Source organism: Dactylosporangium sp. CA-092794 (genome assembly GCF_050948465.1).
GTDB lineage: Bacteria > Actinomycetota > Actinomycetes > Mycobacteriales > Micromonosporaceae > Dactylosporangium.
On record NZ_CP192044.1, the window covers coordinates 7239913 to 7256015 of the forward strand.

Here is a 16103-nt window from a genome sequence, read left to right on the forward strand (position 1 = left end):
CCGCCGCGCTTCAAGCGTCTGGTCGGATGTGGAACTGTCGGCGGTACTGCAGCGGCGAGACGCCGACGTGGGCGCGGAAGTGGTGGCGGAGCAGGGTGGCACTGCCGAGACCGACGTGGCGGGCGATGGCCTCCATCGACAGGGCGCCGCCTTCGAGGAGTTCCTGCGCGCGGGCGACTCGGCGGCTGGTGAGCCACGCGTACGGGGTGCCGCCGGTTTCGGCGTGGAAGCGGCGCAGCAGGGTTCGGGGCGAAAGTGTGGCCCGGCGGGCCATCGATTGCAGCGTGTGCTGGTCGGCGAGGTGCTCGTCGAGCCATTCGAGCAGGCCGGCGAGGCTGCTGCTGGCCGCGGGCAGCAGGGGGCGCTCGAGGAACTGGCGTTGCCCGCCGTCGCGGTGCGGGGCGACCACCATCCGCCGGGCGATGCGCCCGGCGATGGCGGGACCGAGTTCGGTACGGATCAGGTGCAGGCAGGCGTCGATGCCGGCGGCCGTGCCGGCACTGGTCACGACGCTGCCGGCCTGCAGGTAGAGGGCGTCGGGGTTGACCAGCACGTCCGGGAAGCGGTGTTGCAACTGGGGGGCGTAGCGCCAGTGGGTCGCGCACGGTCGGCCGTCCAGCACGCCGGCTGCGGCGACGGTGAAGGCGGCCGTGCATACGGCCAGGACGTAGGCGCCCCGGTCGACGGCGGCCCGCACGGCCGACAGGACCGCCGCCGAGGGCGGGTGGTCGATGGGGCCGGAGGGCAGGGCGATCAGGTCGGCCTGGGCGCAGGCGGCGAGCCCGCGTCGCGCGGTGACATGCATCCCGCCGGCGACGGGGAAGCGGGTACGGGGGTGTTCGGCGCAGACCTGGTAGTCGAACGCCGGCACGCCGTCGTCGCTGCGGTCGATGCCGAAGACCTCGTGCAGCACGCCGAGTTCGAACGGTGCCATCGGGGGCTGGAGGATCACGCGGACACGGTGCAGAACCACTCGGCCATGGTGTCACGATGTTTGCGAACCTGGTCGCTGCCGCCACTGTCGCCGCCGCTCGCGGCGCCGCAGGATGACGCCGTGACCGACAACCCTGAAACCTCGGCGGCGGAACCTGTGGCGATGCGGCGGTGGCTGACCGCCGGTGACGGCATCGACAACCTGCACGTGGCCCGCGCGCCGCGGCCCGAGCCCGGGCCGCGGCAGGTACTGATCCGTGTCGAAGCGGTATCACTGAACTACCGCGACCTGCTCGTCATCAACGGCGAGTCGACGTGGCGGCCGGACCGACCGGTCACCCCGATTTCCGACGCCGCCGGCACGATCACCGCCGCCGGAGCGGAGGTGACCCGATTCGCGGTCGGCGACCGGGTCTCGCCGATGTTCCTGCCGTACTGGCGGACCGGCCCGCTGACCGCGGAGGTCTACCACTCACCCACCGGCGGGCCGGTGGCTCCCGGCGTCCTGGCCGACTACATCGCCCTCGATCAGGACCGTATCGAGGCCGCGCCCGCCACGCTCGACATCGCCCAGGCCGCGACCTTGCCGGCCGCGGCGCTGACCGCGTGGCACGCCGTCGCGCTCCGCTGCCGGGTCGCTGCCGGCGACCACGTCCTGGTGCACGGCACCGGCGGCGTCGCCCTGTTCGCCCTGCAGTTCGCGGCCGCACTCGGCGCCCGGGTCGCCGTCACCACCAGCAGCGCGCAGAAGGCCGCACGGCTCACCGCCCTCGGCGCGGCACACGTCGTCGACTACCGCCGCAACCCCGACGTGGCCCAGCAGATCCTCGAATGGACCGACGGGCGCGGCGTCGAGCACGTCATCGAGACCGTCGGCGGCGCGAACCTGAACCGGTCACTGCGTGCGGTGCGCATCGGCGGATCGATCGCATTCATCGGATTGCTCGCCGGCCGCAGCGCTTCGATCAACACCTACGAGTTCGTCACCAAGAACGTCGATCTGCACGGCATCGAGACCGGCTCCGCACAGATGTACCGCGACATGACCCGCTTCATCGACGACCATCACGTCACTCCGATCGTCGACTCTACCGGGGCATTCACCGACATTCAGCCCGCGCTGCATCGGCTCGCGGCAGGCGCCCACTTCGGCAAGATCGTCCTCCTCGCCGACCACGAACCGTCGCACTGACGTGCCCACGCGGCCAGGCGCCGGGCCGCTAGGAACGGTAGGGCCGGAAGAACGCGCGCAGCTCCTCGGCGTACACCTGCGGCTCCTCGAACGGCGCGAAGTGCCCGCCGCGGGGGTGCTCGCTCACCCGCACGGTGTTGGCGACCCGGTCCAGCCAGGCGCGGGGCGGCCGCACGAGGTCGGCGGGGAAGAGCGAGAAGCCCGAGGGCACCTCGACCCGGCGGGCGTGCTGCGCGGGCGGGATGGCGCCGTTCACCCGGTACATCCGGATCGCCGAGCCGATCGTGCCGGTCAGCCAGTAGATGGTGACGTTGGTGAGGATCTCGTCGCGCGTGAAGGCGCGCTCGACGTCGCCGCCGCAGTCGCTCCACGCGCGCAGCTTCTCCACGATCCAGGCGGCCAGCCCGGCCGGCGAGTCGTTGAGCCCGACGGCGGCGGTCTGCGGCTTGGTGCGCTGCATGGCGGCGTAGGCGCCCTCGGCCGCGGCCCAGCCGGCGGCGCCGTCGAGGAAGTCGCGCTCCTCGGGCGTGAGGTCGGCCCGGTCGCCGAGGAAGACCGGCAGGCCCGCGTCCATGCGATGCACGGCCACGACCCGGTCCGGGTGGTCCAGCGCGAGATAGCGGCTCACCCCGCTGCCGATGTCCCCGCCGGCCGCGCCGAAGCGCTCGTAGCCGAGCCCGCTCATGAGCTCGGCCCACAGCCCGGCGACCGCGACGGTGTCCGGGGGCGTCCCGGCGGGCCGGTCGGAGTAGCCGTAGCCGGGCAGGTCCGGCACGACGACGTCGAAGGCGTCGGCCGGGTCGCCGCCGTGCGCGCCGGGGTCCGTCAGCAGCGGGATGATTTTGGTGTACCGCCAGAAGGAGTCGGGCCAGCCGTGGCTCAGGATCAGCGGCAGCGCTGCCCCGGCCGGCGCGTTGGCGCGGGTGTGCACGAAGTGGACCCGGTGCCCGCCGAGCGTGGTCCGGTAGCGGGGCAGCCGGTTCAGCGCCGCCTCCTGCGCCGGCCAGTCGAAGCCGTCGGCCCAGTAGCCGCAGAGGTCCCGCAGGTACGCCACGTCGGCACCCTGCGACCATCCGGCATCCTCGGGCGCGTCCGGCCACCGCGTCGCCCGCAGCCGCGCCCGAAGATCGTCGAGGGCGGCGGGCGCGGCGCTCCCGGCGAACGGCTCGGTCATGAGCGGTACGGTACGCGATGATCGGCCGCGTCGAGGACGATCCGGCCGCCGGGCGCAGGCGCGGCGACGCCCCGGTCATTCCCACCGCCCATGGTCTCCATCACAGGGTTATGGGACTCTTGTCCCGTCCCTCTGGTAGCGTGCGACGGGACAAAGTTTCATCACTTGCGGGAGACCTTCCATGCGCGTCTTCGTCACCGGTGGCACCGGCCTGATCGGGTCCGCCGTCGTCGCCGAACTGCTCGGCAACGGCCACACCGTCCTCGCCCTCGCCCGCTCCGACGCGTCCGCCCTGGCCGCCGCGGCGGCCGGCGCCGAGCCGCTCCGGGGAGCCCTCGGCGACCTGGACATCCTTCGCGCCGGCGCGGCTCAGGCCGACGGGGTGATCCACCTCGCGTTCGCCAACGACTTCAGCAGCCCCGAGGCCCTCGCGAACGCGATCGCCGAGGAAAGCGCCGCCCTGGCGACCCTCGGCGAGGAACTCGCCGGCAGCGACCGCCCCCTCGTCACCGTCTCGGGTACGCCCTATGCGCCGGGCCGCGCCTCCACCGAGTCCGACCCGGTGCCGACCGACGGGCCGGTCGGCGGTCGCGGCCGCGCGGTCGCGGCGATCCTGGACCTGGCCTCGCGCGGGGTCCGGAGCACGGCGGTACGCCTGCCGCGCACGGTGCACAACGAGGGCACTGGCGGGTTCGCCGGCCTGCTGACCAACATCGCACGCCAGACCGGCGTGTCCGGCTACCCGGGCGACGGCACCCAGCGCTGGCCGGCCGTGCACGCGCTGGACGCGGCGGTCCTCTTCCGGCTCGCCCTGGAGCGGGCACCGGCCGGTAGCTCCTGGCACGCCGTGGCCGACGAGGGAGACCGGGTGCGGGACATCGCCGCGGTCATCGGCCGCCGGCTGGACCTGCCGGTCGAGTCGGTGGCACCGGAGACGTACGGCCCGCTCGGCCCGATCTTCGCGACCGACCAGCCCGCGTCCAGCACCCACACCCGGCAGGCCCTCGGCTGGGAGCCCAAGCACCCGAGCCTGCTGGAGGACCTGGAGCACATCCAGCCCTGACGAGCCGCAGCGTCACAACCAACAGGAGGCCCCGTCATGGTGGCAGTGGGCCGCCGCCGACGGCGTCCCGGCCCCGACCTCCGCCATCGTCGGAAAGATCACCGGCGCACCGGCGCGCACCTACGCCCAGTGGGCCACCGACCACGCCGACGACTTCCGCTGAGCCCGACCGCCGAAACTCTCCACGATCATGCTCAACCAACGACCGACACCAAGGGTTTCTCATGATCACGGAGCCAAAACGTACCCATAGGTACCATATGTCTCCGCGATCATGAGAAACCGGCACATCCGTCCAGCCACGCGCATGATCGCGGAGCGAAACAGCCGCCGCAATCCGACGCCCGGGCGCGGCAGTGGCCGGGGCGGGGCTGGCCAAGGCGGGGCGGCGCCGGCCACGTCGAGGCGGGCGGCGCGGGCCGAGCCGGGCCAAGGCGGGACGGGGCGTGACGGGGCGGAGGCCGAGGCGGCGCGGGGTCGAGGCCGAGGCGGGCTGGGGCCAACCCGGGCTGGGCCAAGCCCGGCCGGGCCGGAGCCGGAGCCGAGCCGGAGCCGAGCCGGAGCCGAGCCGAGGCCGAGCCGGAGCCGGGCCGGAGCGGAGCCGGGCCGAGGCGGGGCTAAGCCGAGGCGGGAGCGGGGCGGGGAGTGGTCAGGCGGACAGGGCCTGGACCAGGTCGGCGATGATGTCCGATGGCTCCTCCAGGCCGACGGAGACGCGCAGCAGCGAGGCGTCGACCGAGTCCGACGTGCCGCCGTGGGAGAAGATCAGCGACGCCGGGTGGGTGATCAAAGTCTCGAGGCCGCCGAGGCTCACCGCGTTGCGGGCCAGGCGGGTGGACTGCAGGACGCGCAGCGCGGCGGCCGGGGAGTCCACGGTGAAGGAGAGCATGCCGCCGAAGCCCGTCATCTGGCGGCGGGCCAGGTCGTGCTGGGGGTGGGTGGGCAGGCCCGGGTAGTGCACGGCGCGCACGCGCGGGTGGGCGGCCAAGGCCTCGGCGACCGCCTGGCCGGCGGCGTTGTGCCGGGCCATGCGCAGCGGGAACGTGCGCAGGCCGCGGGCGAGCAGCCAGGCCTCGAACGGGTGGCAGACCGGGCCCAGCACGCGGGCGGTCTCCCAGGCGCGCTCGACCAGCTCGGCGCGGCCGGTGACGACGCCGGCGGTGACGTCGCTGTGGCCGTTGAGGTACTTCGTCGCCGACTGCACCACCAGGTCCGCGCCCAAGGACAGCGGGCGGGTGTTGTACGGCGTGGCGAAGGTGTTGTCCACGATCAGCAGGGCGCCGGGGGCGGCGGCGCGGACGGCGGCCAGGTCGGTCAGGGTCATCGCCGGGTTGCTCGGGGTCTCGGCGTAGACGACGTCGGCGCCGGAGGCCGCGGCGGATGGCAGCGACTCCTGCGGTACCAGGGAAACCTCGACACCATAGGCGGGCAGCACGTCGCGCAGCAGGGTCAGCGCGGCCGTGTAGTGCGCCGTCTGCGCCACCACGCGGGCTCCCGCGCGCAGGTTCGACAGCAGCGCCGCACTGATCGCGGCCATGCCGCTGCCCACCAGCAGGGCGCGCTCGGCGCCGTCCAGGGCGGCGAGCATCGCCTCCGCCTCGGCCGCGTTCGGGGAGCCGTAGCGCGTGTAGTACCCCACCGGCGCGACCGCCCCGGCGATCTGCGCCGCCTCGGGTGTGCGGGGCAGGTCGTAGGTGCTGGTCTGGTAGACGGGGGTGACCACGGGCGTGCCGCCGGGACGGGGGCCGGCGACCGGGTGCAGGAGGTCGGTCATGTTCATGGCCCCAGTATCGCCGTGCCCGATTTGCCACTAACGAGAATTTTGTTCGCTATGGTGCGAGCATGCGACATAGATGGGTGGCCGCCCTGCTCGTGGCGGCCGTGCTCGGCGCACCGGCGAACGCGATGGCCGCGGAGACGCCGCAGACGGTCGTGATCCAGCCCGGCGACACGCTGTGGGGGCTCGCCCACCGCAACGGCACCACCGTGGCCGAGCTGCAGCGGCTCAACAACCTCGGCACGTCCACCCTCATCCGGGTCGGCCAGACGCTCGTCCTGCGCGACGACGCGGCCGCGGCCCGGGCCCGCAAGGTGGCCACCGCGATCGCCTACGCCAAGGCGCAGCTGGGCAAGCCCTACCGCTTCGCCACCGCCGGGCCGGACACCTTCGACTGCTCGGGCCTGGTGATGCGGGCCTGGGAGGCGGCCGGCGTCCGACTGCCCCGGGTCACCTACGACCAGATCAACGCCGGCGAACGGATCACCCGCGACCTGCTCGCGCCCGGCGACCTGGTGTTCACCAACAACGGCGGGCACGTGGAGCTGTACATCGGCGACGACCAGGTCGTCAACGCCGGCCACACCGGCGTGTCGGTGCACCTGCAGGCGCTGCCGCGCGAGGAGCAGGTCGTCGCCTACGTGCGGCTCACCGCCGCGTGACACCGACCCGCACCGTCCACCAAAGCTCACCACCGCGTGACACCGACCCGCACCGTCCGCCAAAAGCTCACCGCGGCGTGACACCGACCGGCACCGGCCGCCAAGAACTCACCGCCGCGCGACCCGCTCCTGGGTGAGGCCGGCCAGCACGGCGCCCAGGGCCGACTCGGCGGCGCCGATCGACGGGCCGCGGGAGCCGAGCGCCGCCGGCACGACGGGCGGCAGGGCGGGGCGGCGCCAGGCCATGGCGGCCCGCCGTACCGCGGCGGCGATGGCTTCTCCGGCGATCTCCAGCAGGTCCACGCCCAGGCCGCCGAGCGTGACGACCGCCGGGTCGAGGGCGTTGAGCAGTGCGCCGATGCCCCGGCCGAGAGCCTCCGCGGCCTCGGCCACGGCGGCGCGCGCGGCCGGGTCGTCGGCCCGGGCCGCGGCCAGGACCTCCCCGGCGAAGGCGCGCGGGTCGTCGGGGGCGGGACGGCCCAGGCTGCGGGCCATGGCGCGGCCGTCGACGGTGAGGTCCCAGCAGCCGGCGGCCCCGCACGGGCAGCGCAGGGCCGGGTCGCCGAACGGCACGTGCCCGAACTCGCCGCCGGCCCCGGCCGCGCCGAGCACCGGGGCGCCGTCGACGAGCAGCACGCCGCCGACGCCGACCTCGACGGTGAGGTGCAGCGCGACCGGTACCCCGCGGGCGGCGCCGCGCAGCGCCTCGGCGACGCCGGCCAGTGACGCGTCGTTACCCACGGTCAGCGGCAGGCCGCCGGCCAGCCCGGACAGGTCGACGTCGCGCCACTGCAGGGTGGCGGCCTGCACCACGGTGTGCCCGCGCACGGTGCCCGGCAGCGCGACGCCGACCGCGGCCAGCCGGTCGCCGCAGGCGGTGCGCACCTCGTCCAGGGCCGCGCCGACCGCGGCGAGGACCTCGCCGGGCGCCCCGCCGCGGTGGCGGTGCACCGGCGCCGGGGCCAGCTCGCCGCCGATCGCCGCGGTGGTCACCGTCCAGGTCGCGTGGGTCAGCTCCACCACCGCCACCAGCGGCCCGTCGGGGTGCGGCACGAGCACGGTGCTGGGCCGCCCGCGCCCGCCGGTCTGCGGCGCGGCCCGCTCGCCCAGCAGCCGCGCGGCCCGCAGCCGGCCCATGATCTCGGTCGCGGATCCACTGCTCAGCCCCAGGCTCGCGGCCGCCTCGGCGCGGGTCACGCCGGGGTGAGCGTGCGCGTGGCGCAGCAGCGCGAGCGCACCCTGCACCCGCAGTGCCTCGGCCCGCATCGTTGCCATCGCGCGCTCCTCACGATTATGCTCGTCTGACGAGTTTATTTAACCTTGGGGGTACGGGCAACATGCGGCGCTTCGCGGCGGTACTGCTGGACATGGACGGCACCCTCGTCGACTCCGACCGTGCCGTCGAGCGCGCGTGGCTCGCGTGGGCCGCCGAGGCGGGCGTCGCGGCCGAGACGATCGCCCCGCACATGCACGGCAACCCGGCCGCGACCACGATCGGCAAAGTGCTGCCCGGCCTCGACCCGGCGGGCCTGGAGCTGGCCGCCGCCCGGCAGCTGGAGCTGCAGTACGACGACCTCGACGACGTCGTGCCGACCCCGGGCGCGGGCCGGCTGCTGCTCGCCCTCAAGGAGCTGGACCTGCCGTGGGCGGTCGTGACCAGCGCCGACCGGCGGCTCGCGGCGGCCCGGCTGGGCGCGGCCGGGATCGCGCCGCCGCTGCTGGTCACGTTCGAGGACACGCCGCGGGGCAAGCCGTTCCCGGATCCGTATCTCGCCGCCGCCGCGAAGCTCGGCGTCGCCCCGGCCGGCTGCCTGGTGGTCGAGGACTCGCAGCCGGGCATCGACTCCGGCCGCGCGGCCGGCGCCGCGATCGCCGCGCTGCGCGGCCTGGACGGCGACCTGCGCCTGCGCGACCTCGGCGACCTGGCCGACGCGCTGCTCTCCGACGCCGCGTGAAGCCATCGCGACTCGCCGATCTCGGCGACGAACAGCATGCCGCGGCGGTCCCACGCCATGCCCTCCGGGTTGCGCGCCGCGTGCAGCGCGCCGCGTGCAGCGCGCCGCGTGCAGCGCGCCGCGTGCAGCGCGCCGCGTGCAGCGCGCCGCGTGCAGCGCGCCGCGTGAAGCGCGCCGCGGCCGTCCGGCGACCGCTGACGCGTCAGCCGCGCAGGTAGGCCAGCACCGCCCGGACCCGGCGGTGGTCGTCCTCGTCCGGGTGGAGGTCGAGCTTGGTCAGCAGGCTGCCGATGTGCTTGGCCACGGCCGCCTCGGACACGAACAGGGTGCGGGCGATCGCCGCGTTGGACCGGCCCTCCGCCATCAGCCCGAGCACCTCCCGCTCGCGGGGCGTGAGCCGGGCGAGCGGGTCGCGGCGCCGGCTGAGCAGCTGGCGGACCACCTCCGGGTCGACCACGGTGTGCCCGCCGGCGACCCGATCGAGGGCCTCGACGAACTCGACCACGTCGCCGATGCGGTCCTTGAGCAGGTAGCCGATGCCGGCGGTGCCGGGGCGGGCCAGCTCCAGCAGCTCCGCGGCGTAGGTCTGCTCGACGTACTGGCTCACCACGAGAATCGGCAGGCCCGGGTGGTCGCGGCGCAGCCGCAGCGCGGCCTGCAGCCCCTCGTCGGTGAACGTCGGCGGCATGCGCACGTCGGTGACCACGATGTCCGGGCGGTGCTCGCGGACCGCCGCCTCCAGCGCCGCGACGTCGCCGACGCCGGCCGCCACCCGGTGCCCGAACCGGGCGACGAGGCTGACGATCCCCTCCCGGGTCAGCACGTCGTCCTCGGCGACGACCACCCGCCGGCCGCCGCCGGCCCCGCTAGCGGGCGGGCTCATCGGCGATCGCACCGGCGAACTCGGCCTGCAGCACGGTCGGGCCGCCGGGCGGGCTGGACAGCGACACCGTGCCACCGACCGCGGCCACCCGGTCGGCGAGCCCGGCCAGGCCGGTGCCGGCCGCGGGATCGGCGCCGCCGACGCCGTCGTCGCGGATCCGCAGCAGCAGCCGGTCGCCGTCGAGGGTCGTGGTGACCGACGCCCGGCTGGCCCCGCTGTGCCGGGCCACGTTGGTGAGCGCCTCGCCGACGACGAAGTACGCGGTGACCTCGATCGAGCGCGGCAGCCGGCCGGGCAGCCGCACGTCGACGTCGATCGGCACCGGGGAGCGGCCGGCGACGTCCTGGACGGCGGCGGCGAGCCCCCGGTCGGTGAGCACCGGCGGGTGTACCCCGCGGATCAGCTCCCGCAGCTCGGTGAGCGCCTGCTTGGCCAGCTCGTGCGCCTTGGCCAGGGGCTCGCCGGCCGGCGAGCCGGGCGCGGTCTCCAGCCGGGCCAGGCCGAGCTGCACGTTGAGCGCGACGAGCCGCTGCTGGGCGCCGTCGTGCAGGTCGCGCTCGATGCGCCGCCGCTCGACCTCGAACGCGTCGACGAGCCGGGCCCGGGACCGGGTCACCTCGACCAGCCGCTCGCCGAGGCGGTCGCTGGCACGCGGGCCGAGCAGCGCCCGGGCCATGGCGGCGCGGGCGCCGGCCCAGGCGGTGACCACGTAGGGCGCGGCGGCCAGCAGGGCGGCGCCCATGAGCATGCTGACCAGTTGCGCCGTCGCCGTGGCGGACGGGTCGTGGAGGGGGTTCGACAGGGCGTACACCGGAAACCACAGCATGCACAGCACGACCACCGCGTCCAGCCAGCACAACACCGCGACCGACACGGCGACGTAGCCCACCGCCCGCCAGGTGGCCCCCTCGCGCAGCCACCGCCGCGGGCCGGTGCGGCCGGGCAGCGGGTCGCGGTCGACCAGGCGCAGCCGCCGCCGCTCCAGCCCGCCGAACACCAGCGCGCCGGCCACGACCGACACCGCGACGGCGACGAGCAGGGCCGCCGGGCGGTCGATGCCGTAGCGCAGCAGCAGCGCGATCGCCGGCGCCCCCGGCAGCGCGCCGGTGACCAGGTACAGCGCCGACCGCCACGGCCACGAGCCGCGCAGCAACCGGGTCGGGCGCATGGTGAGCGCGTCCAGGGCGGTACGGACCGGCATGTCGCTCCACGCTACCTGCGCCCGGCGGCCGGCACGGTAGTGCTGGATATACCGCCGAACTCGACCGGGCTCCAATGTGCCGGCAGGCCCCGGCAGGCAGGCTCGACGGCGTGACGACAACGACCGAATCGGCCGCCCGGGCCGAGTCCGTGTGGAAGGTGTACGGCAGCGCCGCCGCCGAGGTGACCGCGCTGCGCGGCGTGGACGTGGCCCTGGACCGGGGCCGCTTCACCGCCATCATGGGCCCGTCCGGGTCCGGCAAGTCCACGCTCCTGCACTGCCTGGCCGGCCTCGACGCGGTGAGCCGCGGCGCGGTGTACGTCGGCGGCACCCGGGTCACCGGGCTGCGCGACGCCGAGCTGACCCGGCTGCGCCGCGAGCGGATCGGGTTCGTCTTCCAGCAGTTCAACCTGCTGCCCACGCTCACCGCGCAGGAGAACATCGGGCTGCCCCTCGCCATCGCCGGCCGCAGGCCCGACCCGGCCTGGTTCGGCACCGTCGTGGACGCCGTCGGCCTGCGCGACCGGCTCGGCCACCGGCCCGCCCAGCTCTCCGGCGGCCAGCAGCAGCGCGTCGCCTGCGCCCGGGCCCTGCTCGGCAAACCCGAGGTGATCTTCGCCGACGAGCCGACCGGCAACCTCGACTCCCGCTCCGGCGCCGGCGTCCTCGCCTTCCTGCGCCGGTCGGTCGACGAGCTCGGTCAGACCGTCGTCATGGTCACCCACGATCCCACCGCCGCCGCGCACGCCGACCGCGTCATCTTCCTCGCCGACGGGCAGATCGTCGACGAGCTCGCCGCCCCCACCGCCGACGCCGTGCTCGACACCATGAAGCGCCTCGACACCGGCGGGGTGGCCCGATGATCCGGGCGACCCTCGCCGGGCTGCGGGCCCGCAAGCTGCGGCTGCTGCTGTCCGGACTGGCCGTGGTCCTCGGCGTGCTGTTCGTGTCGGCCGCGCTCGTGCTCACCGGCACCCTGGGCCGGTCCCTCGACAACCTCTACGCCGGCCTCTACGAGGACACCGAGGTCCGGGTGACGGCCCAGCAGGTGCTGCCCGGCACCGGCGAGGACGCCGAGACCACCCCGGTCCCCGCCGACCTGGTCGGCAAGGTCGCCGCGGCCGGCGGCGTGGCGTCCGCGACCGGCGTGGTCAGCGAGGACGGCGCCCGGCTCATCGGCGCCGGCGGCAAGACCGTCCCCGCCGCCTTCGGCCGGCCCCGGCTCGGCACCAACTGGACCGGCGAACGCGGCCCGGAGCGGCTCGTCGCCGGGCGCGGCCCGCAGGCCCCGGACGAGATCGCGATCAACGGGGCGCTCGCCCGGGCCGGCAAGGTCCACCTCGGCGACCGGGTCGGCGTGCTCACCCAGCGGCCCAAGCAGACGTTCACGATCGTCGGCATCATCGGGTACACCGGGAATCGCGACAGCCTCGGCGGCGCCTCCGAGATCGCCTTCCACGAGTCCGTGGCCTCGGAGCTGATGCTCGGCCGGCCCGCGGTCTACACCGCGATCGACGTGCGCGCCGCCCCCGGCGTCGCACCGGCCGAGCTGCGCGACCGGCTGCGCGCCGCCCTCGGCACCGGCGTGTCCGTGCAGCTCGGCGCCGACCTGCGCGCCCAGCAGGCCGCCGCCGCCAAGGACGACCTGTCGGTCACCGGCCAGATCCTGCTGTTCGTCGCCGCGATCGCGCTGTTCGTCGGCGCGTTCCTGATCCTCAACACGTTCTCGATCACGATCGCGCAGCGGACCCGGGAGCTGGCCCTGCTGCGGGCGCTGGGCGCGGCCCGCCGCCAGGTGATCGGCGCGGTACTGCTGGAGGCCGCCGCGACCGGGCTCGTCTCCTCGGTCGTCGGCGTCGCCCTCGGCGTGGGCGCCGGCGCGCTGCTGATCCGGCTCGCGAACACCGCCGGCGCCGGAGCGCTCGGCCTGGGCGCACCGGCCGTGCCGGCCACCGCCGTGGTCGTGCCGTTCGCGGTCGGCCTGATCGTCACCGTGCTCGCCGCCGTGACCCCGGCGCTGCGCGCGGCGCGGATCCCGCCGGTCGCGGCGCTGCGCGAGAGCGCGACCGCCGACCGCCCGCTCACCCGGCTGACCGTGGCCGGCGCGATCGTCGCCGCCGGCGGCGCCGCGCTGCTGATCGCCGGGTTCGCCGGCGGCACGGACGACATCCCGCTGGGCACCGTCCTCGGCGGCGTGCTGGTCGCGTTCGTCGGGGCGGCGCTGCTCACGCCGGTCGTCGCCCGCCCCGCGGCCGCCCTGATCGGCCGGCTGTTCGCCTGGTCGGTCGCCGGGCGGCTGGGCCGGCTCAACGCCGGGCGCAACCCGCGGCGCACCGCGATCACGGCGTCGGCGCTGATGGTCGGCATCGCCCTGGTCACCGGCGTGAACGTGGTACTGACCTCGGCGACGGCGAGCTTTCAGCGCACCGCCGGCGACTACTACCGGGCCGACCTGATCGTCAGCGACACCACGAGCAGCGGCCGCCCGCAGACGTTCGACCCGGCGATCCTGGACCGGGCCCGGGCGCTGCCCGGCGTGGCGGCGGTCGTCGGGGAGTACCCCGACCTCGTCGTGATCGACGGCCACCGCGGCTCCGTCACCGCCGTCGACGACCCCGCCGCCTGGGCGTCGATGGTCCACGTGACGCTGCGCAGCGGCACGCTCGGCCCGCTCGGCCCGGACCAGTTCGTCGCCGACGCCGGCAGCGCCGCCGAGCAGGGCCTGCGGGTCGGCTCCCCGGTGCGGTTCACCTTCGCCAGTGGCCGGCAGCGCACCCTGACCCTGGCCGGCACCTACTCCAGCGACTGGTCGGACGGCTGGATCCTGCCCGGCTCGGTGGTGCCGGAGCTGTCCCGGCCGCAGCCGACGATGGCGCTGGTGCGTCTCTCCCCCGGCGCGTCCGTGGACGACGCGCGGCACCGGATCGGCGCGCTGCTGGCCGACAGCCCGGAGATCGTGGTCAGCGACCGGGCCGGCTTCGTCGGCATCGTGACCGGCGTCTTCGGCACGGTCCTGGCGCTGCTGCAGGTGCTGCTGGGGCTGGCGCTGCTGATCGCGGCGCTGGGCGTGGTCAACACGCTGGTGCTGTCGGTGCTGGAGCGGACCCGGGAGCTGGGCCTGCTGCGCGCGATCGGCCTGGACCGCCGCCGCACGGTGTGGATGGTCGCGGCCGAGGCGATGGTCATCTCCATCTTCGGCGCCGCGCTCGGCCTCGCCGTCGGCGTCGGTCTCGGCGCCGCGATCGGCCGGGCGCTGCACGGCGAGGGCGTCACGCACCTGGCCCTGCCGTGGGCGTTCATGGGCCGCTACCTGCTGCTCGGCGCGGCCGTCGGCGCCCTGGCGGCGGTGCTGCCGGCCGTGCGGGCCGCCCGTACCGACGTGCTGCGGGCGATCTCGCACGAGTGACCGCTCAGGCTGGGCGGGCGTGGATGGCGAGGAAGTCGTCGACGGCCCGCCCGGCCTCCGCGGCGCCGTCGGCGGCGATGGTCAGCAGGGCCGTGCCGTGCAGCGAGCCCGGAACCAGCGTCAGCGTGCGGTTCGCGGCCGGGGTGGCGTCGCTCAGCGCCCGGGCCGAGGCGGCGTACTGGCTGTCGCCGGTCGCCGCGACGTACAGCACCGGTGCGTTGATCTTCGGCACCGCCGGCAGGGCGTTCTCGCCCGCGTACCGGTCCGGGGCGGACAGGCTGATCACCGCGGCCGGCGGCGGCTCGAGCCCCGCGGCGGCGACCAGGCTGGCGGTGCCGCCGCGGGACGCCCCGACGAGCACCACGTCACGGCCGCCCTTGGCCCGCGCGAACGCGGCGGCGGCCGCGACGTCGCCGGAGTTGGTCGCGGCGCCCGGCCGCCCGGAGCGCCCCTCGCCGTGGAAGTCGAAGGCGAGGACGCGGTACCCGGCATCGGCCTCCCGCTTGGCCCAGCCGAGCCAGGAGCAGCCGGTGGCGCTCGCCTGCGGCGCGAGCACCAGCGTCACCTGCGCCCGACCTCCGCCGAGCAGGTACGCGGCCAGATACGTCCCATCCTGCCCGGCGAACGCCACCTGCTTGTCATTGAGCTCCGGGTCGGCGCACAGCCGATCGGCCGGACTCGGCGCCGGCGGTGGCGCCGCTTTCACCGGCGCTTTCGCGCACGCGGAGAGCAGCAGCAGGCAGAGGACCCCCGTGACAAAACGCATATCGATGCGACCAACGAGACGCCGATCCGGTTGCATCACCAGACCATGGTGACCTCGTTGCGATAGTTGACGTACCCGGCCCGCAGGAACGCCTCCGCCATCGGCACGTTGGTCACGTCGGTGGTGGCCCGGATCCGCGGCGCCGCGCCCGGCGGCTGGGCGGCGAGCACCCGCGTGCCCTCGGCGAGCACGTCGTCGATGTAGCCGCGGCCGCGGTGCCCGGGCAGCACGCCGATGTAGGCGATGATCAGTCCGTAGTCGTTGCGCGCCGGGAAGACGAACCCGACCGGGTCGCCGCCGGGCAGCGTCGCGACCCGCCACCAGTCGCGCGGGCTCGGGTACCGCGCCAGCTCGCCGTGCAGGTGCGCGGCCGCGACGTCACCCGCGGCGTGTCGGCGCAGGTCGGCCCGGCTGTGCGCGTCGAGGGTGCCTTCGAGCGCCGCGGTCAGCAGCGCGAGGGCTTCGCCCGTACCCCCGAAGCTCCTGAATTTCAGGCGGCCCGAACCGGCGGGCAGCGGCGCGCCGCGGCGCCACTCCATGTTTCGCCGCTCCACGAGCGGCCGTGCGCCGAGCCGGCCGAGCACCGCCATGCGCGCCTCGACGTCGCCCGGATCGTCGCGCCAGCCCGCCGGCACGAACCGCATGTACTCCGGCGGCGTCCCGCCCACCGCCGCGAGGGCCGTGCGCACGAGCTCCTCGGCCGCAGCGTCCCCGCCGACGACGAAGTCGAGGATGTCCATGAGGTGGGGCTCGGCGGCTCCGGCCCGCGACCACCAGGCGACGCGCGCCACGAGCCGCCCCTCGTCGAGCGCCACCCACATCCACCCGGTCCGCCGCCGCCCACCGGCGAGGTCGTCGGGTATCTCGTCATTCAGCGTGTACGGCAGGCTGAGGAACAGGTCGAGCTCATCCGGCCCGGCGATCGGGCGGAAGGTCAGTGCCATGCGCGGCTCCAATGCTGGGCGCCCGTCCACTGCGGGAACCGGGCGCGTGCTGCTTCGCGGACATCTCCGGCTCCTCCTTCCTGGCGCTCATCCGCCGCCGCCGATGGTCTTACCGGCTCTTCGCTCGCCCGGCAACGGCTTTTCGCA

At 75.3% G+C, this 16103-nt stretch carries 14 protein-coding genes; 6 read left to right on the forward strand and 8 right to left on the reverse strand.

The window, feature by feature from the left end:
• Nucleotides 1-10 precede the first annotated feature (10 nt).
• Complete coding sequence (locus ACQPXD_RS30900; protein WP_432824839.1) at nucleotides 11-934, reverse strand: helix-turn-helix domain-containing protein; 924 nt, start codon at nucleotides 932-934, stop codon at nucleotides 11-13.
• On the opposite strand from ACQPXD_RS30900, the gene ACQPXD_RS30905 reads away from it, so the two are divergent.
• The gene (locus ACQPXD_RS30905; RefSeq protein ID WP_432824840.1) at nucleotides 905-2125 is read left to right on the forward strand and encodes a zinc-dependent alcohol dehydrogenase family protein; all 1221 of its coding nucleotides are present in this window, start codon (nucleotides 905-907) and stop codon (nucleotides 2123-2125) included. The two genes, ACQPXD_RS30900 and ACQPXD_RS30905, sit on opposite strands and share 30 nt — an antisense overlap.
• A gap of 28 nt (nucleotides 2126-2153) precedes the next feature.
• On the opposite strand, the gene ACQPXD_RS30910 is transcribed toward ACQPXD_RS30905, so the two are convergent.
• Nucleotides 2154-3299: an epoxide hydrolase family protein gene (locus tag ACQPXD_RS30910; protein WP_432824841.1), complete on the reverse strand. Its 1146-nt coding sequence runs from the start codon at nucleotides 3297-3299 to the stop codon at nucleotides 2154-2156.
• Nucleotides 3300-3480: 181 nt separating this feature from the next.
• Between ACQPXD_RS30910 and ACQPXD_RS30915 the strand changes: the two genes are divergently transcribed.
• On the forward strand, nucleotides 3481-4362 hold the full coding sequence (locus tag ACQPXD_RS30915) for an SDR family oxidoreductase (protein WP_432824842.1): 882 nt from the start codon (nucleotides 3481-3483) through the stop codon (nucleotides 4360-4362).
• A gap of 649 nt (nucleotides 4363-5011) precedes the next feature.
• Here the strand turns inward: ACQPXD_RS30915 and ACQPXD_RS30920 are convergent.
• Nucleotides 5012-6142 (reverse strand): trans-sulfuration enzyme family protein, encoded by a 1131-nt coding sequence (locus ACQPXD_RS30920; RefSeq protein ID WP_432824843.1) that lies wholly within the window; start codon nucleotides 6140-6142, stop codon nucleotides 5012-5014.
• A 62-nt stretch (nucleotides 6143-6204) separates the two neighbouring features.
• Between ACQPXD_RS30920 and ACQPXD_RS30925 the strand changes: the two genes are divergently transcribed.
• A complete protein-coding gene (locus ACQPXD_RS30925) occupies nucleotides 6205-6801 on the forward strand; it encodes a C40 family peptidase (RefSeq protein ID WP_432824844.1) in 597 nt (198 codons plus the stop codon).
• A gap of 108 nt (nucleotides 6802-6909) precedes the next feature.
• On the opposite strand, the gene ACQPXD_RS30930 is transcribed toward ACQPXD_RS30925, so the two are convergent.
• Complete coding sequence (locus tag ACQPXD_RS30930; RefSeq protein WP_432824845.1) at nucleotides 6910-8076, reverse strand: ROK family protein; 1167 nt, start codon at nucleotides 8074-8076, stop codon at nucleotides 6910-6912.
• Between the two features lie 62 nt (nucleotides 8077-8138).
• Here ACQPXD_RS30930 and ACQPXD_RS30935 point away from each other — a divergent pair, with 62 nt between their 5' ends.
• Nucleotides 8139-8756: an HAD-IA family hydrolase gene (locus tag ACQPXD_RS30935; RefSeq protein WP_432824846.1), complete on the forward strand. Its 618-nt coding sequence runs from the start codon at nucleotides 8139-8141 to the stop codon at nucleotides 8754-8756.
• A gap of 202 nt (nucleotides 8757-8958) precedes the next feature.
• Here ACQPXD_RS30935 and ACQPXD_RS30940 read toward each other — a convergent pair whose 3' ends face one another.
• Nucleotides 8959-9639, reverse strand: coding sequence for a response regulator (locus ACQPXD_RS30940; RefSeq protein WP_432824847.1), 681 nt, complete (start codon nucleotides 9637-9639; stop codon nucleotides 8959-8961).
• Complete coding sequence (locus tag ACQPXD_RS30945; protein WP_432824848.1) at nucleotides 9623-10840, reverse strand: sensor histidine kinase; 1218 nt, start codon at nucleotides 10838-10840, stop codon at nucleotides 9623-9625. Before ACQPXD_RS30945 ends, ACQPXD_RS30940 begins: the two co-directional genes overlap by 17 nt.
• A gap of 74 nt (nucleotides 10841-10914) precedes the next feature.
• Between ACQPXD_RS30945 and ACQPXD_RS30950 the strand changes: the two genes are divergently transcribed.
• Entirely contained in the window at nucleotides 10915-11703 is a 789-nt protein-coding gene (locus ACQPXD_RS30950) for an ABC transporter ATP-binding protein (protein ID WP_432824849.1), read from the forward strand.
• Nucleotides 11700-14246, forward strand: a complete 2547-nt coding sequence (locus ACQPXD_RS30955; protein WP_432824850.1) for an ABC transporter permease — start codon at nucleotides 11700-11702, stop codon at nucleotides 14244-14246. The genes ACQPXD_RS30950 and ACQPXD_RS30955 overlap by 4 nt, the downstream gene beginning before the upstream one ends.
• 4 nt (nucleotides 14247-14250) lie before the next feature.
• Here the strand turns inward: ACQPXD_RS30955 and ACQPXD_RS30960 are convergent, their stop codons facing one another.
• Together ACQPXD_RS30960 and ACQPXD_RS30965 are read right to left on the reverse strand one after the other, a co-directional pair.
• The gene (locus ACQPXD_RS30960; protein WP_432824851.1) at nucleotides 14251-15012 is read right to left on the reverse strand and encodes an alpha/beta hydrolase; all 762 of its coding nucleotides are present in this window, start codon (nucleotides 15010-15012) and stop codon (nucleotides 14251-14253) included.
• A 35-nt stretch (nucleotides 15013-15047) separates the two neighbouring features.
• Nucleotides 15048-15956 carry a GNAT family N-acetyltransferase gene (locus ACQPXD_RS30965; protein WP_432824852.1) on the reverse strand — a complete coding sequence of 303 codons (909 nt, stop codon included), beginning with the start codon at nucleotides 15954-15956 and terminating at the stop codon, nucleotides 15048-15050.
• Nucleotides 15957-16103 lie beyond the last annotated feature (147 nt).